The organism is Actimicrobium sp. GrIS 1.19 (assembly GCF_035984655.1).
GTDB lineage: Bacteria > Pseudomonadota > Gammaproteobacteria > Burkholderiales > Burkholderiaceae_D > Actimicrobium.
In genome coordinates this window covers 259463-284367 of record NZ_JAXCHT010000002.1, presented here as the reverse complement: position 1 = coordinate 284367, position 24905 = coordinate 259463, and the positions used below count along the sequence as shown (strand labels likewise).

Below are 24905 nucleotides of genomic sequence, written 5' to 3'. Positions count from 1 at the left end.
CTCCTCGAAATGGTGCCGTTCAGTGGCGCATGAAATCAGGGCTGCCGAGCAGCAAGGCGGCGCGGATGCCGCTCTGGTTGCCAGCGACGGTATCGCGGGTGCGCGTCGAAATCGCCGGGCCCAGCGTTGTCAGCAACAGCGTCGCGTCGACCGGCGCACTAGTCCAGCGATTGTTGTCGCCGCGCTGCGGCTCGGTGGCCCGTTCCAGCTTTTGCTTGCCCATATCGGGCGCATCGTCGGCATCGGTCGGCTTGGCCAACGGCAGGCGTCCCGATGCCAACGCCGTGGCAAAATTGATGCGCCGTGTCAACGCGTCCGGATTGAGCCAGGCCGCCTCGGTGTTCTTGTACCCGTCCGGCGTCTGGCAGCCATACAACGGCATACCAAGCTGGGACAGTGTGCCCAGCAACGGTCGCACGTTGACGACATTCAGATTGGCGGCGCGCGCGCTGGACACCACATATTGATACGGCGTCTTGAACTTGGCGCCGACCACGGCGGGATCGCGGAACTCGGCGCTGGCGAACAAGGTGCCGAGCACGGCGCGGATGTCGCCGCGGGTTTCGGTGAAGCGCCGGGCGAGCCGATCGACCAGCGCAACCGGCGGATTATCGGTGACGAAATACTGCGCCAGCTGATAGCTGATATGACGTGCCGTGGCGGGATGCGCGGCCAGCGTGTCGAGTGCGAACTCCCCCTCATTGCGACCACGCGGGCCGACATGATTGCCGAGCCAATCCTTGTCGCCATTGTCATGGCGGCGCGCATCGAACGTAAAGCCGCCATCCTGGCGCGCCATGTCGCGTGGCACAAACGTCCAGCCCGTCAGCATGCGCGCCAGTTCGGTGACATCCTTCTGGCTGTAGCCACCGTCCACGCCCAGCGTATGGAGCTCCATCAATTCGCGCGCATAGTTTTCGTTCAATCCGCTCGCCTTGGCCAGCGGCGACTTGCCGAACCGACGCGGCGCTTCATAACCGGGCGCGACTGACAACCAGTTATCGAGATAGAACAGCATGGCGGGATGGCTTGCCGTAGCGCCCAGCAAATCGCGGAAACGTCCCAGTGCGAACGGGCGGATCGCATCGCGTTCGTAACTTGCGACCAGGGCGCGATCGAGACCCTTGCCGGCGAAGACGTTGAAGTGGTTGAACCAGAAATCCACCATGACTTCTTCCAGCTGGCGCGGACTGCCGATGGCGCGCGCCAGGCGCGCCTCGGCGGTTCGCAGCGCCGTGCGCTGGTAGCTTTCGCGTCGTTGCTGCTTGCCAGCGTCGTCTTGTTTTGCCGCCTTTTGCGCGTTGAGGAATTCGGCCAGCGATTCCCCTGCGCTCATGCTGGTGGCGGGCAATGCCGCCAGGCGTTGCGTCAGCGCAGGCGGCACCGGAATGGTTTCGGGATGGAGTTGCGTATCAATGTAGTGTTCGACACCCATGGCGGTGACGCGTTCGATATCACCGGGAGCCGGACCGTAGCCGAGACGGTTCAACACATGCGTGGCCCAGGCGTCGCCGGCCAGTTCGGCCGCGCCGGCGCCGCCCATCGCACCCAGGGCCAATGCCGTGAGCAGAAATCGAACCGTCCATGTCATCGCTTGCTCCTCATTTGCGGAAAATGCCAGCCGCAGCAGCGATTGGCGCATGAGCTGCATTCTCTACCGACGCGAAATCAACAGGTCCATTTCTTTGTAACAACTTGTCAGTGGTCGCGTGACGCCGGCAAAAGCACGATTCGCCAAGGCGTCATATGATGCCTGTTGTTGTCACTTCGATAGTCGCAGCCCAACCTGACCGGAAAAAACATCATGTTCAATTTTGACTTTCATAACCCTACCCAGATCCTGTTTGGCAAAGGCCGCATTGCCGACCTCGCCAAAGTGGTTCCCGCAAACGCGCGCGTACTGATTTTGTCGGGTGGTGGCAGCATCAAGCACAACGGCGTACTCGATGAAGTGCATGCAGCGCTGGCCGGCCGCAGCTTCCAGGAGTTCTCCGGCATCGAGCCGAATCCAAGCTATGAAAACCTGATGCAGGCAGTCGAGCTGGTACGACGCGAAAAGCTCGATTTCCTGCTTGCCGTCGGCGGCGGCTCGGTCATCGACGGCGCCAAATTCATCGCGGCGGCAGTCAACTTCGAGGGCGATCCGTGGGCCATCCTCGAAAAGCGCGGCGCCAACATCACGAGCGCGTTGCCGTTCGGCGCGATCCTGACCTTACCGGCCACCGGCTCGGAAATGAACAACGGTTCAGTCGTCACGCGCAAATCGCTCAAGGCCAAGATGGCGTTCTCAAGCCGTCACTGCTTCCCGCAATTCTCCATCCTCGACCCAACCAAGACCTTCACGCTGCCGACCCGGCAGATCGGCAATGGCGTGGTCGACGCGTATGCACACGTGATGGAGCAATACATGACCTACCCCGCCGATGCGCCAATCCAGGATCGCTTCGCCGAGGGCATCTTGCTGACGCTGATCGAGGAAGGCCCGAAGGCGCTGGCCACACCGGACGACTACGCCGTGCGCGCCAATATCATGTGGTGCGCGACGCTGGCATTGAACGGTCTGATCGGTGCGGGCGTGCCGCAGGATTGGGCGACCCACATGGTCGGCCATGAATTGACGGCGCTGTATAACCTCGATCACGCGCAAACGCTGGCCATCGTGTTGCCGAGCATGCTCAGGATCCGCAAGGAAGGCAAACGCGCGAAGCTGCTGCAATACGCTGCGCGGGTCTGGAACCTGACGACCGGCGACGAAGACGCGCGCATCGACGCGGCGATTGAGAAGACCCAGGCATTCTTTGAGCAGATGGGTGTCAAGACCCGCCTCGGCGATTATGGCGTCACGGCGGACAACATCGAGACCGTGCTGGGACAGCTGGAAAGCCACAAGATGACCATGCTCGGCGAGCGCCGCGACGTGACCCTCGCGGTCAGCCGTCAGGTACTTGAATTGAGCCTGTAAACGTAATTGCATGCATGCCGAAACCGGTCGCCGCACCGGTTTCGGCAATTCGCTTCAGATGTGATAAATCAGCACCACGGCTTCCGCCGCCATTCCCTCTTCCCTGCCCAGATAGCCAAGCCGTTCGTTGGTCTTGGCCTTGACGTTGACGCGGCCGATCGGCACGCCGATCGCATCGGCGATATTGGCGACCATCTGACCGATGTGCGGCGCCATCTTGGGCGCCTGCGCAATGATCGTTGCATCGACGTTACCCACCGCGTACCCGGATTTATGCACGCGCAGCGCGATCTCGCGCAGCAATTCCATCGAGTTAGCGCCGGCGAACCGTTGGTCGGTATCGGGAAAATGCTTGCCGATATCGCCCAATGCGGCCGCGCCGATCAGGGCATCGGTGATCGCGTGCAGCAGCACGTCGGCATCCGAATGGCCAAGCAGCCCGGTGACATGCGGAATCAGCACGCCGCCGATGATCAGCTTGCGGCCGGCAACCAGGGCATGGCAGTCATAGCCCTGGCCGATACGAAACGGTGGTGGATGGTTCATGGCGTTCCTTTCAACATCGACGTGGCCAGTGTGGCATCGTCGGGCAGCGTTACCTTGAAATTGCGCATGCTGCCCTCGACCAGCAGCGGCTGCAGTCCGAGCGCTTCGACGGCGCTGGCCTCGTCGGTGGCACCAGTCGCGCTGCGCAGCGCTTTGGTCAGCAAGGCGTGGCGGAACATCTGCGGTGTCTGTGCAGCCCAGAGGGCGACCCGATCGACGGTACTGACGCTGCGTCCGCCAGCGCCGCGCTTGAGGGTATCGGCCACCGGCAGCGCCAACAAGCCGCCGACATCATCGTCTCCGACCGCCGCCACCAGCCGGGCAATCAGATCGATCGTCAGCCCGGGCCGTGCCGCGTCGTGGACCAGCATCCAGTCGTGCGCATCGACCCGATCGCGCACGGCGTCCAATCCGTTCAACACCGACGCCTGCCGGGTCGCGCCACCGCAACGCAACAACGTGACCCGCTCGCGCAGATTGGCGGCGTCGTCCAGCAACGGCGCAATGAATGCATCGTCATTACTGACGACGAGGAACACATGCGCAATCATCGCGGCGCCGGCAAAGGTATCGAGCACATGACGCAGCATTGGTCGCGCCCCCAGCGCCATGTACTGCTTCGGAACGTCGCTGCCCATCCGGGCGCCGACGCCGGCGGCGGGAATCAGTGCAAAACAACGGACGGCGCTCATGCTGCGGCGGTCAGGCGGCGAAAGACAACGGTGCGAATTGTGGAAACGATGATGGAAGCTCTTGGGTGAAAGGTGTCGGCAGCAGAACGAACGGCTTCGTTTATAATCGCACCATAAAATTTCAGTGTCAATTCAAAGCCGGAACGCCATTTTCCCGGCGCAGAACCGCGTGGCAAACTCACCTCAACAATGGCATTCCAACTACTCAAATCGCTTCCAAAACCGGGCCAACGGTTCGCATTGCCGACCTTGCATGGCTCCGCCGACGCCTGCGTGCTGGCGCAAGCCGGCGCGGCACTCAAGGCACAACAGAAGATGCTGGCCATCGTGGTCGCCAATGCCGCCGACGCACAGCGCCTGCTGGCCGAGATTCCCTGGTTCGCCGAGGAAGGCGCGGAGCCGCTGCGCTGCCATCTGCTGCCGGACTGGGAGACCCTGCCGTACGACGCCTTCTCGCCGCATCAGGATCTGGTCTCGGAACGGCTGGCGACGCTGCACGAAATGCAGAACGGTCAATGCGATGTCCTGATTGTTCCCGCCACCACGACGCTGGTGCGAATGGCGCCGCCGTCCTTCCTGGCCGCTTACACATTCTTTTTCAAGCAGGGTGAGAAGCTCGACGAAACACGCCTGAAATCGCAGCTCACCCTGGCCGGCTACACCCACGTCACCCAGGTCATGTCACCCGGCGAATACTCGGTGCGCGGTGGCCTGATCGACCTGTTTCCAATGGGCTCGGCCTTGCCGTATCGGCTCGACCTGTTCGGCGACACCATCGAAACCATCCGCACCTTCGACGCCGACACCCAGCGCTCGCTCTATCCGGTGCGCGAAGTGCGGCTGTTGCCGGGACGCGAATTCCCGATGGATGAAGCGGCCCGCACGGCGTTTCGCAGCCGCTGGCGCGAAGTGTTCGAAAATGATCCGTCGCGCTCCTCGGTCTACAAGGACATCGGCAACGGGATCGCCGCCGCCGGCATTGAATACTATCTGCCGCTGTTTTTCGACGACACCCGCACGCTGTTCGACTATCTGCCCGAGAGCACCACGTTTGCGCTGTGCGGCGACATCGATGACGCCATTGCGCGCTTCTGGAACGACACGCGCTCGCGCTACCAGTTTCTCAAGGCCGACCGCGAACGTCCGATCCTGCCGCCGGAACAGCTGTTCCTGACCAGCGAAGACTTTTTCGGCTGTGCCAAGCCGTTCGCGCGCTGGGTGCTGCGGCCCGACGACCAGCCGTCGGAGCTGTCGTCGGCACTACCCAACATCGCCGTCAATCGCCGCATGGACGACCCGCTCGCCAACCTGCGCGCCTATCTGGCGCGCAGCCGGACGCGCGTGATGATCTGCGCCGAGAGCAACGGCCGGCGCGAAACCCTGCTGCAGTACTTCAATGAATACGAACTCGACCTGACCCCGTGCGAGGGCTACGCCGGTTTCCTGCAGGGCTCGGCGCCATTGATGCTGGGCGTGGCGCCGTTACAGGCAGGATTTGAACTCGGCCAGGCCATGGGCGGCCTGGTGTTCATCACCGAAACCGAGCTGTATGCAGGGTCCGGTCGCCGAGTTGGCCACAAGAAGCAGGAAGCGCCGACCCAGGTCGAATCGATGGTGCGCGACCTGTCCGAACTCAAGATCGGCGACCCGGTCGTGCACAGCAACCATGGCATCGGCCGCTACATGGGCTTGATCAGCATGGACCTGGGCGAAGGCGAGACCGAGTTCCTGCATCTGGAATATGCGAAGGACACCAAACTGTATGTGCCGGTGTCGCAACTGCACGTGATCTCGCGCTACTCGGGCGCCTCGCCGGACGACGCGCCGCTGCATTCGCTCGGCTCCGGCCAGTGGGAAAAAGCCAAGCGCCGGGCCGCGCAGCAGGTACGCGATACGGCTGCCGAATTGCTCAACCTGTATGCGCGCCGCGCGCTGCGCCAGGGCCATGCGTTCGAATATTCAGCGCATGATTACGCCGCCTTCGCCGACAGTTTCGGCTTTGAAGAAACGGTCGACCAGGCCGCCGCGATTAACGCGGTCATCGGTGACATGACCAGCGGCAAACCGATGGACCGGCTGATCTGCGGCGATGTCGGTTTCGGCAAGACCGAAGTCGCCTTGCGCGCCACCTTTGTTGCCGTGCTGGGCGGCAAGCAGGTGGCGATCCTTGCCCCGACCACGTTGCTGGCCGAACAGCACGCCCAGACCTTCGCCGACCGTTTTGCCGACTGGCCGGTAAAGATCGCCGAGCTGTCGCGCTTCCGCTCCGGCAAGGAAATCACGCTGGCGATGAAGGGCATGGCCGACGGCACGCTCGACATCGTGATCGGCACCCACAAGCTGCTGTCCGACGACGTCAAGTTTTCGCGTCTGGGGCTGGTCATCATCGACGAGGAACACCGCTTCGGCGTGCGGCAAAAGGAGGCGCTCAAGGCCCTGCGCGCCGAAGTCGACGTGCTGACGCTGACGGCCACGCCGATTCCGCGCACGCTGGGCATGGCGCTCGAAGGCCTGCGCGACTTCTCGATCATTGCCACGGCGCCGCAAAAGCGTCTGGCCATCAAGACCTTCGTGCGCAGCGAAGGCGAATCGGTGATCCGCGAAGCCTGCCTGCGCGAATTGAAGCGCGGCGGCCAGGTGTATTTTCTGCACAATGAAGTCGAGACCATCCAGAACCGCAAGGCGATGCTGGAAGCGCTGCTGCCGGAAGCCCGGGTGGCAGTCGCGCACGGCCAGATGCACGAACGCGAACTGGAAAAAGTCATGCGCGATTTCGTCGCGCAGCGCTTCAACATCCTGTTGTGCACGACCATCATCGAGACCGGCATCGACGTGCCGACCGCCAACACCATCATCATGCATCGGGCCGACAAATTCGGACTGGCGCAACTGCACCAGTTGCGCGGGCGGGTCGGTCGCTCGCATCATCAGGCCTATGCCTACCTGCTGGTGCATGACGTCTCCGGCCTGACCAAACTGGCGCAGCGCCGGCTCGATGCGATCGTCCAGATGGAAGAACTCGGCAGCGGCTTCTACCTGGCCATGCACGATCTGGAAATCCGCGGCGCCGGTGAAGTGCTGGGCGATAACCAGTCCGGCGAGATGACCGAGATCGGTTTCCAGATGTACTCCGACATGCTCAACGAAGCGGTGCGCTCGCTGCGCAACGGCAAGGAGCCCGATCTGGCAGCGCCGCTGGCGACCACCACCGAAATCAACCTGCATGTGCCAGCGCTGCTGCCGGCCGAGTATTGCGGCGACGTGCACGAGCGGCTGTCGCTGTACAAGCGGCTGGCCAATTGCAGCAAGTTCGAGGCCATCGACGATTTGCAGGAAGAGATGATCGATCGCTTCGGCAAACTGCCGGAGCCGGCCAGGGCGCTGATCGAAACGCATCGGCTGCGCGTGGCGGCAAAGCCGGTCGGCATCGTCAAGATCGACGCCCACAGCGAGGCGGCCCTGCTGCAGTTCGAACCGAATCCGCCGATTGACGCGTTGCGCATCATCGAGCTGATTCAAAAAAATCGTCACATCAAACTCAATGGACAGGATAAATTGCGTATCACCGCAAACATGCCGGACCTGGCGGCGCGCGTGACACAAATCAAGGCGACCATTCGCGCACTGACCGGCTGACCTTTTTCAACAAGAATTCACATCATGCATCTGATCCTGCAAGGCTTGTCCACCGATTTCCAGACCGTCGCACCGATCGCCGAACTGGCCGACGCGCAGCGCATCGCGCCGCTGTCTGCACACGCATTTCGCTGCGAAGACGTGCATGATTCGGTCGCGATCCGGGCTGCGGTCGAGCAGGCCTGCCTCGCGGCGCAACTCGATTGCGCGTTCGTGTTGCCGGGCCAGCACCTGTCTGATTTCAAGCTGCTGGCGATGGACATGGACTCCACCCTGATCACGATCGAGTGCATCGACGAGATCGCCGACATGCAGGGCTTGAAACCGCAGGTCGCCGCGATCACCGAGGCTGCAATGCGCGGCGAGATTGAATTCAACGAGAGCCTGACGCGACGGGTGGCGCTGCTCAAGGGACTTGATGCCGGGGCGCTGCAGCGCGTCTATGACGCGCGTGTCAGGCTGTCGCCCGGTGCGGAATCGATGCTGGCAGCAGTCCGGGCAGCTGGACTGAAGACGCTGCTGGTGTCGGGCGGCTTCACGTTCTTTACCGAGCGCATCAAGGCCCGGCTGGGGCTGGATGACGCGCATGCCAACACGCTCGAAATCATCGACGGCAAACTCACCGGACGCGTGCTCGGCACGATCGTCAATGCAGACGAAAAAAAGCGCGCGGTCGAACGCGCCTGCGCGGAACTCGGCGTCGCGCCAGCGGCGGCCATCGTGATGGGTGATGGCGCCAATGATCTGGCGATGATGGGGATTGCCGGAATGTCGGTGGCTTTTCGCGCCAAGCCGGTGGTGCGCGCGCAAGCCACCGTGGCGTTGAACTTCGTCGGACTCGACGGCATTCTGCCGTTGTTCGCCTCCTGAAAGCGCGCCGATGCGACCGCCCTACCATCGCTTTTTTTCCAGCCTGAACCGTTTTCGAACGCGCAAGCCCGCGGCCATCGACAGTGATGACAGCCCGTTCAAGACCAGCGAAATGCAGGCGCTCGAAGCGAGCCTTGGACGGGCCATCGTCGGTGACGAACTGCGCCTGATGTATCAGCCCAAATTCGAAACCCGCACCGGCCGCATTACCGGCGGCGAGGCGCTGCTGCGCTGGCAGCATCCTGAACTCGGTCTGCTGCAGCCGGCGCAATTCATTCCCTACGCCGAAGACACCGGCGTCATCCTGCCGTTGTCACGCTGGGTGCTGCAACATGCCTGCAGCCAGAACATGCTGTGGGAGCGGATGGGCCTGCCGCCATTGCGCATGGCGGTCAATCTGAGCGCCCGCCAGTTCAACGATCCGCGCCTGAGCGCGAGCGCCGCACGACTGCTGTATGACGTCGACATGGAACCACATCGGCTGGAACTTGAAATCACGGAAAGCATCATGTCCTACGATCCGCCGAAGACGCTGGTGATCCTGGCGGCGCTGAAAAAGACCGGCATCCGCATCGCGCTGGATAACTTCGGCATTGGCTATTCATCGCTGTCGCACCTGCAGGAATTCCCGATCGACATCGTCAAGATTGATCGCAGCGCGATTCAAAACGTGCCGGGCGATCTGGCCGACACGTCGATGACCGAGGCGATCCTCGATACCGCGCGCAAGTTGAATGTGCGGGCGGTCGCGGAAGGTGTCGAAACCGCCGAACAGGTCGCGTTCCTGCAGCGACGGCGTTGTGATGACATGCAGGGATTCTTCTGCAGCCAGCCGCTGGAAGCGGCGGCGTTTGCCAGGCTGGTCAAGAAGAACCTGGCACGGTAAGACGCGCTGGCGCGGTTTCCGGTTATTGGTGCAAACAGCCGCTGGTCGTGTCGACTTCAATCTTGATCAACTGGCCGCCGGTGCCGCCGAATACACCACCACCGGTGTAGGTCAGGCATCCCTCGCCTTCGTAGTAGGTCTGCACCCGCTGCGCGTCATCACCAAAATAAAACGGAATCCAGCGCTTGCCGGATTCGTAGCGGTGCATTTCGTCGGGAATCTTGATCAGCGACTGCACCTTCTGTACATCCATGCCGATTCTCAGTTTGGCGAACTTGCTGCCTGGCCGGATGGTGCCGATGATTTCGCCTTCGGCCGAGCCTTCCTTGACCTTGGCTACCGGGGCGCCCGACGTGGCGCTGGTTGCAGCAGGTTGTGGCGCCGGCGCATCGTTGGCTTTTTGTGATGCGCAGGCAGACAGCACGGCGGCGGTGATCAGGACGAGCGGAAACGACAACTTCATGGGCAAACTCCAAAAGTAAATGGGGAAGTGGGCACGCAGCGACCGCGTCGGTGCCGTCGTGCTGCCCAGCAGCGTAGCAGCCGGGCTCGACCGCATCACGTCGGTCACCCTTTTTTTGCAGAGCGTGCGGCGAAGACGCGTCAGTTCAGACAGATTGCCCGGCATTCGCCGCCAATCTGATCTGGACTTGACGACGACGATGGGGAACGACCCGGTCAGTAGGTCTCGGACGGCACCGGTTTCAAGCCGCGCAGATGCGCCAGCTTGGCAGAATAACGGCGGCTGTTGTCGCGCGTGGTGCTGGTTTCTGCCGCCAGACGCAACTCGTCCCGCGCCGCCTCGGCCTCGCCAAGTCGCCAATTGGTCACCGCCAGCCAGAAATGGAATTCGTGATAATACGGCGCCCGTTTCACTTCGCGCGCAAACAGCGCCTTGGCGGCCTTGAGATCACCGCGTTCAAGCGCGTTGCGGCCCAGATTGAAAAAATAGAACGGCGGATTCGGCTCGATGCTGCGCATGCGCGCGGCCAACGCGAGCGATTCCTCGGGCTTGCCGAGCGCCGCCAGCACTGGCACCAGATTCTGCAGCAAGGTAGTGTTTTCCGGCTCGCGCACCAGCGCGGTGTTGAACACCCGCTCTGCCTGTGCGGCATTGCCGTGGCGCTGGTAGATCACTCCCAACGTGTTGTACGCGATGACCAGCGACGGGTTGCGCTCGATGGCGGCGCGCGCCCACCAGTAGGCATCGGCGAGCCGGTCCTGCGCCAGCGTCTCGGCGGCACGATTGTTCATGAACATCGCAACGATGCTGTCTTCATCAAGGGACAGGGATTGGAAATGGTCGAGATCGCTGCCACCAAGAAAGTCAACCGTCAGGCTTTGTCCGGTCGCGCTAATGCCGCGCAGGCGATCGGCCTTGCCAACCTTGAGGCTCAGATTGACGTGCGAGCTGGCGAAATAGAAGGCGCCCTCCCGGCTCCAGGATGGATCGACCAGCACCGTGTGGTATTCGACATCAATGCCGAACTCCTTGGCAAACGCCGCCGTCATGATGACCAGCGACAGGCAGTTGCCGGAGCGCGCGTCGAAGGCCTGGGCGGCGGTGCGCGTCATGGTGGCGTCGTAGTCGAGCTTGAGTTCGCCTTTTTTGTAGAGCGCCTCGAGCAGGCCTTGCTCCAGGCCGCGCGTGCGCATTTGCCGGGCCAACGCGTTGCTATGGGCATAGTCCAGCATGGCCGGACTGAGCGTGAACACATCGTCGGCGCTGATGCGTTCCGTCGGCGCGCCGAATTCGGCATCCCGGAACAATTGCGAAAGCGGCGGCAAGCCGCGTGGCGTCGGCGCAGCGCAACCAGCCAGTAGCAGGAAAGACAGCAGAATCAACCATGTTTTCATCACACACCTCCGGGGCCGCGTCTGCAGTATCGGCCCGGTGACAGCGCAAGTCAAAGGGTTGCCACGCCGACGGCCGATTTTCGGGTCGCACCTTGTAGCAACGATCGACGACCGGAACTGGCAGTAAATGCACGTTTAATGGCCATTTACCGGCGTCGCGTTTTCGGATAATTCAGGCTTCTGCTTCAGGAATTGTCGTTTCGAAGGATCTGATCGTGCGCCATCCCGTCCGGAGTTATCTGGGTACCTGTGTCATCGCCATTCTGGCGGCCATCGCCATCACTTGCCTGCTCCCGATGTCGGCCGCCGAGCTGTCTGCCGGAATCTGCGGCGCCGGCTGCGCTGCGGCGGCGAACTGACAGCACCTGACGTGATGCGGGCACGAAAAACATTGATGAACAAGTTGTTCAAGAAAGAAACCATGAGAACAGTCGCCGTTTTAATTTTTGACAATGTCGAGGTGCTTGATTTCGCAGGCCCCTTCGAAGTATTCGGCGTTGCCGGAGGCCGGGGCAACCAGCGTTTGTATGAGGTCTTTACGGTAGCGCAATTTGCCGGTCCGGTCATGGCCCGCAACGCGCTCAGTGTGAATCCGCATTACACCTTCGACACCATGCCGCATGCCGACATCCTGGTCATTCCAGGTGGCTTTGGCGCCCGACGCCAGAAGCTCTGCCTTCCGGTACTGGAGTTCGTCAGGCAGCGGGCGCAGGCCGCGCAATGCGTTCTATCGGTCTGTTCGGGCGCCTTGATTCTGGCGAAGGCCGGCTTGCTGCAAGGACTTCAGGCAACCACCCATCGCGGCGCGCTCGGCGAATTGACCCTGGATGAGCCGACTTGCACCGTGTGGCCGGACGCACGCGTCGTCGACAACGGCAAGATCATCACCTCGGCAGGCATTTCAATGGGCATCGATGCCTCCCTGTATCTGGTCGCAAAACAGCATGGCCTCGATGCGGCGCGGGAAACCGCCACCTACATGGAATATGACTGGCTCCACCAGGTGGCCGACGGTCACCATATTGTCAGCCGCGCCCCCGATACGCGCATCGGGCGACCGTCACTGCCAGCGTTGAGCTAAACCCGGTGCGGTTTTACAGCCGCCTGCTGTGACGCACGGTAACGCAGCGGCAGCGCGCCTGAAGCGCTGCCGACGCGGCCTGATGCCGACGGCCTGACTTCCTTTGATCCCTGTTACCTTAAATCGAGAAATCAACATGCTCAAGAAATTGTACGCACTGGCACTCCCCGGGTTGTTGTTGGCCCTGTCGGCATGCATGACGCCGCCGCAAGACCTGGACGTTGCCTTGCGGCGGGCCACGGCACAACAACGCTACATGGTTGAACTGCACCCACTCGCCGAACCGATCCGCATCAATCAGATGCATGCGTGGGAGATCAGATTAAGCACCCCTGCAGGCGCGCCGATTACGCATGCGCAGATCGACATTGGCGGCGGCATGCCACAACATGGGCACGGCTTTCCGACCAGCCCCCGCGTCACACGCGAACTGGGAGACGGGCGTTATCTGTTGGAGGGAATGAAATTCAGCATGCCGGGCTGGTGGGAAATCAAGCTCAACATTCACGCGATCAATGGCGATGACAAGGTCACTTTCAATACCGTCATTCCAGTCCCGGCGCCGGCGAACAAATGAGAGCGACATGTGCCTTTGCCCTGCTTGCACTTGGCAGCGTATTCCTGACCGATCACCTGTCGGCTGCGCCTCTCTCACCGGACGGCGCACCGGTTTCGCCCTGGCGCGGCGATGATAGCTGGAGCAAAAATGAACGGCGTGTTCTGGCCTCATTGCACATTGCCCAACTGCCGCCGGCGCCGAACGATCCGTCCAATCTGGTCGAAAACACGCCTGCAGCGGCGGCACTTGGCAAAAAGCTGTTTTTCGATCGTCGTTTCAGCAGCAACCAGGCGGTATCCTGTGCCAGCTGCCATGATCCGGACAAGCAATTTCAGGACGGACGGCCCGTCGGCACCGGGGTTGGCACCAGCGCGCGCCGAACCATGCCCGTGGTTGCCGCAGGTCACAGTCCGTGGCTCTTCTGGGATGGTCGCAAGGACAGCGTCTGGTCGCAGGCACTCGGGCCGCTTGAAGATGCCGCCGAACATGGCGGCAATCGCCTCCAGTATGCGCATCTGATGGCGACCCACTATCGACGCGACTACGAGGCCTCATTTGGCAAGCTGCCCGAGCTCGCAGACCTGCCCCGGGATGCCAGCCCGCTCGGGTCCCGCGCCGAAAAAATGGCGTGGAATGCGATCGTCCCCAAGACGCAGGACAACGTATCCCGCATATTTGCCAATATGGGGAAAGCACTTGCGGCGTACCAGAAGACATTGCAGTACGGCGCGGCCCGTCTGGACCGTTATATCGACGGCGTGCAAAGCGGTGACATTGCCGCGTTGCAGATTCTCAATCCCCAGGAAAAAAATGGCCTGCGCATTTTTATTGGACGAGGCGAGTGCATCACCTGTCATAACGGCCCCTTGCTGACGGACCAGCATTTTCATAATACTGGCGTCCCGTCGCGGAACCCTGAACAGCCGGATATCGGACGAGGTGGCGCGACTGCCAAGGTGCTGCAAGACGAATTTAACTGTCTTGGACGCTATAGCGATGCAAAGCCCGAACACTGCCAGGAACTCCGCTTCATGGCGACCGATGATCCGCATCTCGCTGGCGCCTTCAAGACCCCGGCTCTGCGCAACGTGGCGCTGAGATCGCCCTACATGCACGCGGGACAGTTAGCCTCGCTCACGGACGTGGTTCGACACTATGTCAAGGCGCCTGCTGCGGTGCTTGGACACTCGGAGCGTCAGCCAATGAACCTGTCCGAGACAGAAATCCGCGATTTGGCAGCGTTTCTTGCAACGCTGTCCGGACAAATCGTGGAAAGTGGTGTGAAGTAAAACGCGCACACCGATGCTTTGCGGAGGTTTGAACGACGTGCCGGAATCGACGCCAGCGAGGATGCTGCCGTGCGCTGGCCGGCCCGGGCGCCGGCCGCAAAAGTCACATCGGCTGAACGCGCTGAAGAACCGTCAGGCACATGCTTTTCCGTACCGTGAAGCCGAGCTTGCGGTACACGCCGAGTGCCGCGTGGTTGTCATTGAAGGAGTGCAGGAACGGGGTCTCGCCGCGTGCGAGGATCGCGGTCGAGATGTCCTGCACCAGCTGTGCGGCATGACCGCGGCCCTGATGGGCGGGATGGACGCAGACCGCACTGACTTCGGTGAAGCCATCCAGGCAAAGTCGTTCACCTGACATCGCCACCAGTTGTCCGTCGATACGGATGCCGCGATATCGTCCGAGCGTATGCGTCGCTGCGCTGAAGGGTCCGGGTTGGGTCAATGCGACCAGTTCCATCATCTGCGCTACGTCCGCAGCACCGAGCGTGACTGCCGGGGTCCGGTTGACCGGCACGTCGCGCGGCGCGGTCATGACCAGCTGTGCCAGGATGCCGTTGCGGGCCAGCTCGAAACCGGGCGCCACTGGCAGCGCCTCGACGCTGAGCAGCGCGACCTGCTGTCCCGCCGGCACCAGATCGGCCAGCGCCTGGAAACTCGCGGGCGCGTTGTCCCTGAGCGCACCAAATGACGCAACCTCCGGCGGGTAGCGTAGTGCGCGACCGCCGCCCTCGGCCAGGCTGCGATGGCGCGTCGTGAGTGCGTTCCACACCACCCGGTCAAGCGGGTGTGGCGCGTCGGGCGCCGGCACCGACACAGCGCCGTCCTGGTTGTCGGGTGTATTCACTGCAACCTCCTGTGCAACGACGATGCCGCCCGCACGCCGGAACGCGTCCCGCTCAGCCGGCCACGATCCCGCCCCGCGCCATCGCCTGCGCGATGTCGGCGATCAGGTCGTGCGGGTCTTCCAGTCCGATATTAAATCGCACCAACAGTCCGGCCTCGGTCCAGTTCGCGCGCATGCCGCTCATTTGGTACGGCACGCACAGGCTGTTGCTGCCACCCCAGCTAAAGCCGATCTTGAACAGCGTCAGGCTGTCGACGAAGAGGTCGACCTGCGCCTGCGAAAAGCGGGCATCGAAGATGACCGAAAACAATCCCGCCGCACCGGTGAAATCGCGCTTCCAGAAGGCGTGACCGGGACAATCTTCAAAGGCGGGATGCAGCACCTTGCTGATTTCGGGACGCGCCTTGAGCCAGGTCGCGACCATCTGCGCGCCCTGCTCGTGCGCACGAAACCGCAGCGGCATGCTCGGCAGGCCGCGCAACACCATGTACACATCGTCCATGCCAACGCCCATGCCCAGGCGCATATGGGTCAGGCTCAGTTGCCGCGCCACGTTGTCATCGCGGGTCAGCAACGCGCCCATCAGCACATCCGATCCGCCTGACTGATACTTGGTCAGCGCCTGCATGATGATGTCGACGCCCAGATCGAAGGCGCGCAACACCAGTCCGGCCGACCAGGTGTTATCGAGCGCCACCAGCACATTGCGTGCATGCGCGGCGGCACACAAAGCCGGCAGATCGGGCACTTCCATCGACACCGAGCCGGGCGCCTCGGCCCACAGCAGGCGCGTATTCGGCTGAATCAGCGCGCCGATACCGGCGCCGATCATGGGATCGTACAAACGCACGCTGATGCCGTGGCCCTCCGACAGCCACTGCGCCATGTCGCGATTGGGGCCATACACGTTGTCCGGCAACAGGACATCGTCGCCGCTGTTGAGCAGACCGAGATTGACCAGCGCGATCGCCGCCAGCCCGCTCGGGGCCAGCAGGCAGTGGCTGGCGCCTTCGATCTCGGCCAGGCGCGCTTCCAGCGTGAAGCTGGTCGGGGTGCCGTGCAGGCCGTAGGTGTAGGCGGATTTGCTGAGCCAGGCGCGCGAACGCATCGCCGCGACATCCTTGAACACGACTGTCGAGGCATGGTGGATCGCCACCGGAAAGGCGTCAAAGCCTTCCGGGGCGGCGTAGTCGCTATGGGCCAGCAGCGTTTGCAGCGATTTCTTGACGGTCATGCGGCTACTTTCAGGGTTCGGTTATTGCGCCTCGCCCCACAGGTCGTGCGCGTCGGAGGTGGTGATCCTGACATCGACAAATTCGCCGACCTGCAGTTTGCGGTGCGGTTCGAATGGTGGCTTGACGTACACCACGCCATCGATTTCCGGCGCGTCGGCCGAGCTTCGCCCGACGCCGCCACTGCGGTCCATGCTGTCGATGAGCACACGGATGGTCTTGCCGACCTTGGCCTTGAGGCGCTTGGCCGAAATACCTTCCTGCAATTGCATCACCCGGCCGCGGCGTTCTTCACGCAAGGCTTCCGGCACCGGATTGTCGAGCGCGTTGGCGGTCGCGCCCTCGACGGGCGAATAGGCGAAGCAGCCCAGCCGGTCGATCTCGGCTTCTTTCAAGAAGTCGAGCAGGTACTCGAATTCGGCCTCGGTCTCGCCCGGGAAGCCGGCGATGAAGGTCGAGCGGATCGTGATGTCCGGGCACATGGCACGCCAGGCCTGGATGCGTTCGATATTTTTTTCGCCATTGGCGGGACGTTTCATGCGCTTGAGTACGTCAGGGTGCGCATGCTGCAGCGGCACGTCCAGATACGGCAGCACATGGCCCTGGTTCATCAGCGGGATGATGGCGTCGACATGCGGATACGGGTAGACATAATGCAGTCGCACCCAGGCGCCATGGCTCTTGGCAAGTTCGCCGAGGGCTTCGACCAGTTGCGTCATGTGGGTCTTGACCGGCCGCCCGTTCCAGAATCCCATGCGGAATTTGACATCCACCCCATACGCGCTGGTGTCTTGCGAGATCACCAGCAGTTCGCGCACACCTGCCTTGAACAGGTTCTCGGCTTCCAGCATGACATCGGCAATCGGCCGTGACACCAGGTCGCCACGCATCGACGGGATGATGCAAAAACTGCAGCGGTGGTTGCAGCCTTCGGAGATCTTCAGATACGCGAAGTGCTTCGGCGTGAGCTTGACGCCCTGCGCCGGCACCAGGTCGAAAAATGGGGCGTGTGGCTTGGGCAGGTGAATATGCACGGCATCCATGACTTCGGCCAGCGCATGCGGGCCGGTCACGGCCAATACCTTGGGATGCACCTTGAGGATGATGTCCTCGCCCTGCGCGTCTTTTTTGGCGCCGAGGCAGCCGGTCACGATGACCTTGCCGTTTTCATGCAGCGCCTCGCCAATGGCATCGAGCGATTCCTGCACGGCGGCGTCGATAAAGCCGCAGGTGTTGACGATGACCAGGTCGGCGCCGTCATACGACTTGGCGGTCTCGTAACCTTCGGCGCGCAACTGGGTGAGGATCTGTTCGGAGTCGACCAGCGCCTTGGGGCAACCGAGCGAGACAAAACCGACTTTGGGGGTAGCAACTGATGGACTGGACATGGAATGGAGGGGGCAAAAAAAAAGAGCACAACGGCGAAGCCGCCATTGTACCCTCTGCCCCCGCTTCGCCCTGCAAGCGTGTTACTTCTTGCCGGTCGGGTCCAGCGGATTGAACGGGAATGCGCCGAACATCGATTTGGTCTGGGTTTGCATTTGCTCCTGCATCTGCATGAACAGGGTTTTGCTCTGCTCGATATAGTTGCCCATCATGCCCTGCATCATCGGGCCCTGTACATTCATGAACTGCGCCCACATCTCCGGGCTGAACGGCTTGCCTTCGTACAGGCCCTTGGAATTTTCGGTCAGCTTGTTCTGGATATCGATGAAGGCCTGGATGTTCTTCTCCAGATACGACCCCATCATGCCCTGCATCGCGTGGCCATAGTAGCGAATGATCTGCGACAGCGCGCCGCTGGAGAACATCGGCGTGCCGTTGGATTCCTCCTCCAGAATGATCTGCAACAGAATGCTGCGGGTCAGGTCTTCGCTGCTCTTGGCGTCAACGACAGTGAATTCTTCGTTGTCGAGCACCAGTTGCTTGACATCGACCAGCGTGATGTACGAGCTGGTTTGCGTGTCATACAAACGGCGGTTCGGATATTTCTTGATCAAGCGCTCGGAAATTTTTTTCACACTGGTCATTGCAATTCCTACTGTGGGCGCCGGAGCGCATCATCGTTAATCGTCATCGAACTGAATCGTGTTTCGCGTTGTGCTGCGTTTTGCGCTTCGGCATTATAGGGCCAGAAATCGCCCATTTCGGCAATTCCGAAAGGTTTCACACTTCCATGAAATCCCGTTTCGCCATGCAGGAAATCAGCCCATGTGCAGCCCGCCATTGAGCGAAAAATCGGACCCGGTCGCATAGCCGCCTTCGTCGGACGCGATCCACGCAACGATCGACGCGATCTCCTCGGGTTCGCCCAGGCGCTTGACCGGGATGCCGGCGACAATCTTCTCGAGGACGTCGGCGCGAATTGCGCGCACCATTTCGGTTCCGATATACCCTGGCGACACGGTATTGACAGTGACGCCCTTGGTCGCGACTTCCTGCGCCAGCGCCATCGTAAAGCCGTGCAATCCGGCCTTTGCGGTCGAGTAGTTGGTTTGCCCGAACTGGCCCTTCTGGCCATTCACGGACGAGATATTGATGATCCGGCCCCAGCCATTGTCGACCATGCCATCAATCACCTGCTTGGTGACATTGAACAGCGAATTCAAATTGGTCTGGATGACGGCATCCCAGTCGGCTTTTTGCATTTTGCGAAACTGACCGTCACGCGTGATGCCGGCGTTGTTCACGAGGATGTCGACCTGGCCGATTTCTGCCTTGACCTTGTCGAACGCCTGCGTGGTCGAGTCCCAGTCACCCACGTTGCCTTCGGAACATTGGATCGCAAACCCCTGCGCCCGCATGTCCGCCATCCACTTGTCCTTGCGCGCGGAACCTGGCCCGCAACCGGCGATGACCAGATGGCCTTCCCGGCACAACCGCTTGCAGATCGCGGTGCCGATTCCTCCCATGCCCCCTGTGACGTATGCAATATGCTGTTTCATTGCTGTCTCCTTGGTTGCCGACCGGATCAGGCCTTGACCTTGACGTAACGGCCCGGGGCGGGTTCGATCGGTTGATAGTGCGCGTCGCCATATTGCCGCGGCGGCTTGATCTGTTTGCCGGCATGTTTTTTCAGGAACGCGGACCATTGCGGCCACCAGCTGCCGGGATGCTCGGTGGCCTTGGCCAGCCAGTCATCGGCCGAAAGCGCCGCTTGCTCGCAGGTCCAGTAATTGCGCTTGTTCTTGGATGCCGGATTGATCACCCCGGCAATGTGGCCCGAGGCGCCCAGTACGAACTGGTTCAGTTCCGGATGCTTCGGATTGAGCAGCGCGGTCGATGCGTAGGCCCCATGCCACGGCACGATATGGTCTTCACGCGATGCGTAGATGAAGGTCGGCGCGGCGATCTTCGACAGGTCCACCGGCTCACCCAGCACTTGCAGCTTGCCACTGTGCCTGAGGCTGTTGTCGAGATACATGTTGCGCAGATACCAGCAAAACATCGGGCCAGGCAAATTGGTGCTGTCGGAATTCCAGTACAGCAGGTCGAAGGCCGCCGGCTCTTCGCCTTTCAGATAATTCGCCTTGACGTAATTCCAGACCAGATCGTTCGGCCGCAGGCTGGAAAAGGTCGAGGCGAAATCCTTGCCTTCCATCAGGCCGCCCTTGCCAATTTGCTGTTCACGCAAGGCGACCTGGGTCTCGTCGATGAAGACGTCGATGATGCCGGTATCCGAGAAATCCAGGAACGATGTCAGCAGCGTCAGGCTCGCGACCGGCTTTTGTCCCCTGGCGAACAGCAGGGCCAGCGCGGTCGACAGGATCGTGCCGCCAACGCAAAATCCCAGCGCATTGATCTGCTTCTGGCCAGAGATTTCCTGCACCACCCTGATGGCCTTCAACGCTGCGTGTTCGATGTAGTCATCCCAGGTCAGATCACCCTGCGATCTGTCCGGGTTACACCATGACACCAGGAATACCGTGTGCCCTTCGGCGACGGCATAGCGCACCAGCGAATTGTCCGGCTGGAGATCCAGAATGTAAAACTTGTTGATGCAGGGCGGCACGATGAGCAGCGGGCGCTCATGGACGGTTTTCGTCAACGCCTTGTACTGGATCAATTGAAACAGCGCGTTTTCGAACACCACCGCACCTTCCGTGGTGGCGACGTTCTTGCCGACTTCAAAGGCAGTCTCGTCGGTTTGCGAAATACGGCCCTTGCGCATGTCTGCGAGCATGTTGGCAAGGCCGCGGGTCAGACTTTCGCCCTTGGTATCGATGAGCATTTGCTGCGCTTCGGGATTGGTCACCAGAAAGTTTGCCGGCGACATCGCATCCGTCATCTGCTGCACCGTGAAGCGGATCTTTTCCTTGACCTTGGGACTCGCCTTGACGGCATCGGTCATTGCATTGAGGAAGCGTGCATTGAGCAAATAGGCCGCGGCATTGAAAGCGCTCAACCCGTTGGCCTGCCAGGCCGGCGCACCGAAGCGCTTGTCGGCCAGCACCGGACTGCGCGACGCCATCGTGTCCTGCCACAATTTGCCGAGCGCCTCGGTGTACTCGCTCTGCATCTTGGCCAACGCGGCCGGATCGATGGCAATCGCCGCGCCATCGGGCAGCGGCGCGTTCTGCATCGGGGTCAGGAAATGCTGCCAGTGGGCCGGGTCGGCCAACTGTGCCATCCAGTCAGGGATAGCGGCAAGTGGATCAGGACTAGTCATGCTGGCCTTTTCATTTGGGCGTATCGTTGCGGTTTATCGGTTTCGATCGGAATGAATATGGCCATGATCATGGTTGCCATCGCCTGGATTTACGTCGTGCTGCTGATGTCGATGACGGAGCAAACGATCGTCGCCGGAGTGATGACGTTCTTGTTCTATTGCGTGTTTCCGTTGTCAATCATTTTATACGTGATGGGGACACCGCAACGCAAGCGGAACCGTCAAGCGCAAGAAAAATCGCGCCAAACACAAGCGTTATCCGCAGACCAAACCGAACCCAACAACTAGGGCTGGATCCAGATCAGCGACGCCATCCGGCCAGTTTGTCCGTCGCGCCGGAACGAGAAGAATTCGTGCTGCTCGCGCACCGTGCAGCGGTCCCCGCCGCTGATCGACGACACGCCCTGCGCATGCAGGATCAGGCGCGCCAACTGATATATATCCGCGAGGTACTTGCCGGGTTTTCCGGCTGACGCAACGAAGGCGTTGCGCGCCGCCGGATCACTGCCGTCAAACGCACTCACCACATCGTCGCCAACCTCGAAGTGCTGCGGCCCGATGGCCGGACCGAGCCATGCCGTGATGTCGCCGGCGCCCGCCGCACGCATTGCCGCGATGGTTTGCTGCAGCACTCCACCGGCCAAACCGCGCCAGCCAGCATGCGCCGCAGCGACAACCGTTCCCGCGAAATCACAGAACAGCACCGGCAGGCAATCTGCAGTCATGACCGCGCACACGACGCCGGGCCGGGTCGTAAGGCTGGCGTCGGTCTGCGGCACGCCAACGGCATCGGCCGCATCGATCACGTTACTGCCATGCACTTGCATCAACCAGACTGGATCGGCCGGCAACAGCGCCCGCAGGCTGGCGCGATTCTGTGCGACATGCGCTGGCAGGTCGCCCACATGCGTCCCCAGATTGAAGCCACCGTGACCGGCGCCGTCGTCAAACGGAGGCCGGCTTACGCCAGCACCGCGCCGGGTGCTCAATGCGCGAATCCGGTCTGGCGCATGCGGCCACTGCGGTTGCAGAAGCGCGCTCGCCTTACTCCGGCTCGTCAATGCCGGCACCGGCAATCAGGCCGGCGAAATCGGCCGCCAGCGCGACGTGCCACTCGACATCCTCGCCCGACACCGGATGGACCAGGCCCAACCGGCACGCCTGCAACGCCTGGCGGTGGAACACCGGCGCCAGGTGGGCTTTGCCATACAGGGAATCGCCCACCAGGCCAAAGCCGATCGACTGCATGTGCACGCGGATCTGGTGGGTGCGGCCGGTTTCAAGCCGGCAGCGCATCAAACTCACCGGACGCCGGTCCAGCATGCCAGACGCCAGCCGTTCGAAATGCGTGATCGCCGGTTTCGCGGTCATGCTTTCCAGCACCGCCATCTTGATGCGGTCGCGCGGATGCCGGCCCATTGCGGCATCGATGGTGCCCGACAGGTTGGGCGTGCCCCACACCAGCGCCAGATACTCGCGGTGCACCGAACGCGCCGCCAGCTGCCGCACCAGATCGGTATGCACTTCCAGCGTCTTGGCGACCACCATCAGTCCGCTGGTGTCCTTGTCGAGTCGATGCACGATTCCCGCGCGCGGCACGCCGGTCAGCGCCGGCAGGTAATGCAGCAAGCCATTGAGCAGCGTGCCCGACCAGTTCCCGGCACCCGGATGGACCACCAGTCCGGCCGGCTTGTTGATGACGATGATGGCATCGTCTTCAAACACGATATCGAGTGCCATCTGTTCCGGCGCAAAGGCCGTGTCTTCCGGCGCGGCCTGCGGCAGGATAACGATGTGCTCGTCGCCGTACACGGTCATGCGCGTGCGGCCGACCTTGCCGTCGACGGTGACGAAACCGTCGTCAATCCATTGCTGCATTCGGCTGCGCGAAAACTGCGGCACCAGCCGGCCAACTACCTTGTCGAGTCGTTCGCCGCAATCGCCCGGAGTCAGATCGAGGGTGATTGGCGCCATGACCGGCAAGCCGGCCTGAAAGTCTTCCTGATCGTCTGAATCGAGCTCGATCACGGGTTCCGCATCTTGCAGCGGTGGAGTTAGTTTCACTGAAAAGTCCCATCGGCTATAATCAGCCTCTTGTGGTGAAACAGATTGATTCTTGCAAAGACTATGCAAAAAAATTTAATGAAGTGCGCCTTGTTGGCGTTTGTCCTGGCAACCTCGGCTTGCGGTTTGCTTCCTGAAAAAATAGACGAAACGCAAAACTGGTCTGCGTCCAAATTATACGCGGAGGCGCGCGATGAACTGGCAAGCGGAAACTACGACAGCGCAATCAAATATTTTGAGAAGCTCGAATCACGCTATCCGTTCGGCACGTTCGCCCAGCAGTCGCAGATGGAAGTGGCCTACGCCTATTATCGCCAGAGCGACCAGCCACAGGCGTTGGCGGCGACGGAGCGCTTCATCAAGCTGCATCCGAATCATCCGAATGTCGATTACATGTACTACCTGCGTGGCCTGATCAACTTCAACGACAAACTCGGCCTGTTCGATTTTGTCTCGCGCCAGGATCCGACCGAGCGCGACCCGAAAGCGGCGCGCGAAGCGTTTGAATCATTCAAGCAGCTGGTCGAACGCTTCCCGGACAGTGTCTATGCGCCGGATGCCCGGCTGCGCATGCGCTATCTGGTGAACGCGATCGCGCAACACGAAGTCCATGTCGCCAAGTATTACTATCGGCGCGGGGCTTACGTGGCATCGGTCAACCGTGCACAGTTCGCCGTCAAGGAATATCCGGAAGCGCCCGCCACCGAAGAAGCCCTGTTCGTCATGAAGCGCAGCTATGACGCGCTGGGATTGCCGGAATTGCGCGACGACACCGATCGGGTACTGAAAAAGAATTATCCGAACGCCGAGAGCGACATCGTCAGAAACAAGGCCGGCAAGACCGACCCATGGTGGAAATTCTGGTAACTCGCCAACTGCGAACAAACAAGGGCCGCTACATTGCGGCCCTTTTTTTATTCCGCCAAGCCCCGCCGGAACACCCATTTCGCTGGTTCGGACACGCTGGCGTCGAATGCGTAACCGGCCTGGTTGAAGTCACGCAGTTGCTCGACCTCAGTGATCTGATGCTGCGCGGCATAGCGCGCCATCAGCCCGCGCGCCCGTTTGGCATGGAATGAAATGACTTTGTATTGGCCGTTCTTCCAGTCCTGAAATACCGGCGTAATCACCGGCACCCGCAGCAGACCGGGGCGAACCACCTTGAAATACTCGGCCGACGCGAGATTGACCAGCGCGCTGGACTGTCGCTCAGCCAGCACGGCATTGAGCGCGGTACTGACACGGTCACCCCAGAACGCGTACAGATCCTGCGCCCCGGACGTTGCCAGCCGGGTGCCCATCTCGAGGCGATACGGCTGCATCAGATCCAACGGGCGCAGCGCGCCATACAGCCCGGATAAAATGCGCAGGTGTCGCTGCAGGTAATCCAGCTGGGCCGGTTCCATACTGCTGGCGCCGAGCCCCTCGTAGACGTCGCCATTGAACGCCAACACCGCCTGGCGCGCATTGCTGACTGTCGATTTCCTGTTCCAGCTGGCATAACGCGTCGCATTGAGTTCGGCCAGCGGGTCCGAGATGTGCATCAATGCGCCGATTTCAGCGGCGCTCAAACTTTGCAGGGCCTTGATCAACATGGCGGAACGTTCGACAAAATCGGGCTGGGTAAAAACTTCGGTGTTGACTGGTGTGGCATAGTCGAGCGTTTTGGCTGGCGACAGAACAATGAGCATGAAAAATAATCCGATGGAAAGACGCGA

At 61.4% G+C, this 24905-nt stretch carries 25 protein-coding genes; 10 read left to right on the top strand and 15 right to left on the bottom strand.

Annotated elements, in window-relative coordinates; all coding sequences use genetic code 11:
• Window positions 1-19: 19 nt before the first annotated feature.
• A complete protein-coding gene (locus RCH09_RS02950) occupies window positions 20-1591 on the bottom strand; it encodes a DUF1800 domain-containing protein (protein WP_326939541.1) in 1572 nt (523 codons plus the stop codon).
• A gap of 213 nt (window positions 1592-1804) precedes the next feature.
• On the opposite strand from RCH09_RS02950, the gene RCH09_RS02945 reads away from it, so the two are divergent.
• Window positions 1805-2962: an iron-containing alcohol dehydrogenase gene (locus RCH09_RS02945; RefSeq protein WP_326939540.1), complete on the top strand. Its 1158-nt coding sequence runs from the start codon at window positions 1805-1807 to the stop codon at window positions 2960-2962.
• 54 nt (window positions 2963-3016) lie between these two features.
• Here RCH09_RS02945 and ispF read toward each other — a convergent pair whose 3' ends face one another.
• The 3 genes from ispF to RCH09_RS02930 are packed head-to-tail and all read right to left on the bottom strand — an operon-like array spanning window position 3017 to window position 4409.
• Window positions 3017-3508 carry a 2-C-methyl-D-erythritol 2,4-cyclodiphosphate synthase gene (gene ispF / locus RCH09_RS02940; protein WP_326939539.1) on the bottom strand — a complete coding sequence of 164 codons (492 nt, stop codon included), beginning with the start codon at window positions 3506-3508 and terminating at the stop codon, window positions 3017-3019.
• Complete coding sequence (ispD, locus tag RCH09_RS02935; RefSeq protein ID WP_326939538.1) at window positions 3505-4200, bottom strand: 2-C-methyl-D-erythritol 4-phosphate cytidylyltransferase; 696 nt, start codon at window positions 4198-4200, stop codon at window positions 3505-3507. Before ispD ends, ispF begins: the two co-directional genes overlap by 4 nt.
• Window positions 4197-4409, bottom strand: a complete 213-nt coding sequence (locus tag RCH09_RS02930) for a hypothetical protein (RefSeq protein ID WP_326939537.1) — start codon at window positions 4407-4409, stop codon at window positions 4197-4199. The genes ispD and RCH09_RS02930 overlap by 4 nt, the downstream gene beginning before the upstream one ends.
• Between RCH09_RS02930 and mfd the strand changes: the two genes are divergently transcribed.
• From mfd to RCH09_RS02915, 3 genes are read left to right on the top strand one after another with little or no spacing between them, the layout of a single operon-like run.
• A complete protein-coding gene (mfd, locus tag RCH09_RS02925; protein ID WP_326939536.1) occupies window positions 4390-7836 on the top strand; it encodes a transcription-repair coupling factor in 3447 nt (1148 codons plus the stop codon). The genes RCH09_RS02930 and mfd overlap by 20 nt on opposite strands.
• A 24-nt stretch (window positions 7837-7860) precedes the next feature.
• Entirely contained in the window at window positions 7861-8706 is an 846-nt protein-coding gene (serB, locus tag RCH09_RS02920) for a phosphoserine phosphatase SerB (protein ID WP_326939535.1), read from the top strand.
• A gap of 10 nt (window positions 8707-8716) precedes the next feature.
• Window positions 8717-9592 (top strand): putative bifunctional diguanylate cyclase/phosphodiesterase, encoded by an 876-nt coding sequence (locus RCH09_RS02915; protein WP_326939534.1) that lies wholly within the window; start codon window positions 8717-8719, stop codon window positions 9590-9592.
• Window positions 9593-9614: 22 nt separating this feature from the next.
• Here RCH09_RS02915 and RCH09_RS02910 read toward each other — a convergent pair whose 3' ends face one another.
• Both RCH09_RS02910 and RCH09_RS02905 read right to left on the bottom strand, forming a co-directional pair.
• On the bottom strand, window positions 9615-10055 hold the full coding sequence (locus tag RCH09_RS02910; protein ID WP_326939533.1) for a hypothetical protein: 441 nt from the start codon (window positions 10053-10055) through the stop codon (window positions 9615-9617).
• A 215-nt stretch (window positions 10056-10270) separates the two neighbouring features.
• Window positions 10271-11449, bottom strand: a complete 1179-nt coding sequence (locus RCH09_RS02905; protein WP_326939532.1) for a tetratricopeptide repeat protein — start codon at window positions 11447-11449, stop codon at window positions 10271-10273.
• A gap of 215 nt (window positions 11450-11664) precedes the next feature.
• Here RCH09_RS02905 and RCH09_RS02900 point away from each other — a divergent pair, with 215 nt between their 5' ends.
• The 4 genes from RCH09_RS02900 (at window position 11665) to RCH09_RS02885 (ending at window position 14378) form a co-directional block, all read left to right on the top strand.
• The gene (locus tag RCH09_RS02900) at window positions 11665-11808 is read left to right on the top strand and encodes a hypothetical protein (RefSeq protein WP_326939531.1); all 144 of its coding nucleotides are present in this window, start codon (window positions 11665-11667) and stop codon (window positions 11806-11808) included.
• A gap of 62 nt (window positions 11809-11870) precedes the next feature.
• Window positions 11871-12530 (top strand): DJ-1/PfpI family protein, encoded by a 660-nt coding sequence (locus tag RCH09_RS02895; RefSeq protein WP_326939530.1) that lies wholly within the window; start codon window positions 11871-11873, stop codon window positions 12528-12530.
• A gap of 136 nt (window positions 12531-12666) precedes the next feature.
• Complete coding sequence (locus tag RCH09_RS02890) at window positions 12667-13107, top strand: FixH family protein (protein ID WP_326939529.1); 441 nt, start codon at window positions 12667-12669, stop codon at window positions 13105-13107.
• A gap of 152 nt (window positions 13108-13259) precedes the next feature.
• Entirely contained in the window at window positions 13260-14378 is a 1119-nt protein-coding gene (locus RCH09_RS02885; protein WP_326939528.1) for a cytochrome-c peroxidase, read from the top strand.
• A 103-nt stretch (window positions 14379-14481) separates the two neighbouring features.
• Here RCH09_RS02885 and RCH09_RS02880 read toward each other — a convergent pair whose 3' ends face one another.
• The 6 genes from RCH09_RS02880 to phaC all read right to left on the bottom strand — a co-directional run bounded on the left by RCH09_RS02880 (window position 14482) and on the right by phaC (window position 21123).
• Window positions 14482-15222 (bottom strand): GNAT family N-acetyltransferase, encoded by a 741-nt coding sequence (locus tag RCH09_RS02880; protein ID WP_326939527.1) that lies wholly within the window; start codon window positions 15220-15222, stop codon window positions 14482-14484.
• 52 nt (window positions 15223-15274) lie between these two features.
• The gene (locus RCH09_RS02875; protein WP_326939526.1) at window positions 15275-16456 is read right to left on the bottom strand and encodes a cystathionine beta-lyase; all 1182 of its coding nucleotides are present in this window, start codon (window positions 16454-16456) and stop codon (window positions 15275-15277) included.
• Between the two features lie 21 nt (window positions 16457-16477).
• Window positions 16478-17842 carry a 30S ribosomal protein S12 methylthiotransferase RimO gene (rimO, locus tag RCH09_RS02870; RefSeq protein WP_326939525.1) on the bottom strand — a complete coding sequence of 455 codons (1365 nt, stop codon included), beginning with the start codon at window positions 17840-17842 and terminating at the stop codon, window positions 16478-16480.
• Between the two features lie 81 nt (window positions 17843-17923).
• The gene (gene phaR / locus RCH09_RS02865) at window positions 17924-18484 is read right to left on the bottom strand and encodes a polyhydroxyalkanoate synthesis repressor PhaR (protein WP_326939524.1); all 561 of its coding nucleotides are present in this window, start codon (window positions 18482-18484) and stop codon (window positions 17924-17926) included.
• Window positions 18485-18658: 174 nt separating this feature from the next.
• On the bottom strand, window positions 18659-19399 hold the full coding sequence (gene phbB / locus RCH09_RS02860) for an acetoacetyl-CoA reductase (protein ID WP_326939523.1): 741 nt from the start codon (window positions 19397-19399) through the stop codon (window positions 18659-18661).
• 26 nt (window positions 19400-19425) lie between these two features.
• Window positions 19426-21123: a class I poly(R)-hydroxyalkanoic acid synthase gene (gene phaC, locus RCH09_RS02855; protein ID WP_326939522.1), complete on the bottom strand. Its 1698-nt coding sequence runs from the start codon at window positions 21121-21123 to the stop codon at window positions 19426-19428.
• Between the two features lie 63 nt (window positions 21124-21186).
• Between phaC and RCH09_RS02850 the strand changes: the two genes are divergently transcribed.
• Window positions 21187-21411 (top strand): hypothetical protein, encoded by a 225-nt coding sequence (locus RCH09_RS02850; protein ID WP_326939605.1) that lies wholly within the window; start codon window positions 21187-21189, stop codon window positions 21409-21411.
• On the opposite strand, the gene pgeF is transcribed toward RCH09_RS02850, so the two are convergent.
• Together pgeF and RCH09_RS02840 are read right to left on the bottom strand one after the other, a co-directional pair.
• Window positions 21408-22112: a peptidoglycan editing factor PgeF gene (pgeF, locus tag RCH09_RS02845; protein ID WP_326939521.1), complete on the bottom strand. Its 705-nt coding sequence runs from the start codon at window positions 22110-22112 to the stop codon at window positions 21408-21410. The two genes, RCH09_RS02850 and pgeF, sit on opposite strands and share 4 nt — an antisense overlap.
• Before the next feature lie 55 nt (window positions 22113-22167).
• Window positions 22168-23097 carry an RluA family pseudouridine synthase gene (locus RCH09_RS02840; RefSeq protein WP_326939604.1) on the bottom strand — a complete coding sequence of 310 codons (930 nt, stop codon included), beginning with the start codon at window positions 23095-23097 and terminating at the stop codon, window positions 22168-22170.
• A 153-nt stretch (window positions 23098-23250) separates the two neighbouring features.
• Between RCH09_RS02840 and RCH09_RS02835 the strand changes: the two genes are divergently transcribed.
• Window positions 23251-24054 carry an outer membrane protein assembly factor BamD gene (locus tag RCH09_RS02835; RefSeq protein WP_326939520.1) on the top strand — a complete coding sequence of 268 codons (804 nt, stop codon included), beginning with the start codon at window positions 23251-23253 and terminating at the stop codon, window positions 24052-24054.
• Window positions 24055-24101: 47 nt separating this feature from the next.
• Here RCH09_RS02835 and yaaA read toward each other — a convergent pair whose 3' ends face one another.
• Window positions 24102-24878 carry a peroxide stress protein YaaA gene (yaaA, locus tag RCH09_RS02830; protein WP_326939519.1) on the bottom strand — a complete coding sequence of 259 codons (777 nt, stop codon included), beginning with the start codon at window positions 24876-24878 and terminating at the stop codon, window positions 24102-24104.
• Window positions 24879-24905 lie beyond the last annotated feature (27 nt).

Excerpts from the sequence above, each read along its gene's own strand:
- RCH09_RS02950 (WP_326939541.1), bottom strand. The coding sequence starts at position 1,591 with ATGACATGGACGGTTCGATTTCTGCTCACGGCATTGGCCCTGGGTGCG.
- RCH09_RS02945 (WP_326939540.1), top strand. The coding sequence starts at position 1,805 with ATGTTCAATTTTGACTTTCATAACCCTACCCAGATCCTGTTTGGCAAA.
- ispF (WP_326939539.1), bottom strand. The coding sequence starts at position 3,508 with ATGAACCATCCACCACCGTTTCGTATCGGCCAGGGCTATGACTGCCAT.
- ispD (WP_326939538.1), bottom strand. The coding sequence starts at position 4,200 with ATGAGCGCCGTCCGTTGTTTTGCACTGATTCCCGCCGCCGGCGTCGGC.
- mfd (WP_326939536.1), top strand. The coding sequence starts at position 4,390 with ATGGCATTCCAACTACTCAAATCGCTTCCAAAACCGGGCCAACGGTTC.
- serB (WP_326939535.1), top strand. The coding sequence starts at position 7,861 with ATGCATCTGATCCTGCAAGGCTTGTCCACCGATTTCCAGACCGTCGCA.
- RCH09_RS02915 (WP_326939534.1), top strand. The coding sequence starts at position 8,717 with ATGCGACCGCCCTACCATCGCTTTTTTTCCAGCCTGAACCGTTTTCGA.
- RCH09_RS02910 (WP_326939533.1), bottom strand. The coding sequence starts at position 10,055 with ATGAAGTTGTCGTTTCCGCTCGTCCTGATCACCGCCGCCGTGCTGTCT.
- RCH09_RS02905 (WP_326939532.1), bottom strand. The coding sequence starts at position 11,449 with ATGAAAACATGGTTGATTCTGCTGTCTTTCCTGCTACTGGCTGGTTGC.
- RCH09_RS02895 (WP_326939530.1), top strand. The coding sequence starts at position 11,871 with ATGAGAACAGTCGCCGTTTTAATTTTTGACAATGTCGAGGTGCTTGAT.
- RCH09_RS02890 (WP_326939529.1), top strand. The coding sequence starts at position 12,667 with ATGCTCAAGAAATTGTACGCACTGGCACTCCCCGGGTTGTTGTTGGCC.
- RCH09_RS02875 (WP_326939526.1), bottom strand. The coding sequence starts at position 16,456 with ATGACCGTCAAGAAATCGCTGCAAACGCTGCTGGCCCATAGCGACTAC.
- rimO (WP_326939525.1), bottom strand. The coding sequence starts at position 17,842 with ATGTCCAGTCCATCAGTTGCTACCCCCAAAGTCGGTTTTGTCTCGCTC.
- phaR (WP_326939524.1), bottom strand. The coding sequence starts at position 18,484 with ATGACCAGTGTGAAAAAAATTTCCGAGCGCTTGATCAAGAAATATCCG.
- phbB (WP_326939523.1), bottom strand. The coding sequence starts at position 19,399 with ATGAAACAGCATATTGCATACGTCACAGGGGGCATGGGAGGAATCGGC.
- phaC (WP_326939522.1), bottom strand. The coding sequence starts at position 21,123 with ATGACTAGTCCTGATCCACTTGCCGCTATCCCTGACTGGATGGCACAG.
- RCH09_RS02850 (WP_326939605.1), top strand. The coding sequence starts at position 21,187 with ATGATCATGGTTGCCATCGCCTGGATTTACGTCGTGCTGCTGATGTCG.
- RCH09_RS02840 (WP_326939604.1), bottom strand. The coding sequence starts at position 23,097 with ATGGCGCCAATCACCCTCGATCTGACTCCGGGCGATTGCGGCGAACGA.
- RCH09_RS02835 (WP_326939520.1), top strand. The coding sequence starts at position 23,251 with ATGCAAAAAAATTTAATGAAGTGCGCCTTGTTGGCGTTTGTCCTGGCA.
- yaaA (WP_326939519.1), bottom strand. The coding sequence starts at position 24,878 with ATGCTCATTGTTCTGTCGCCAGCCAAAACGCTCGACTATGCCACACCA.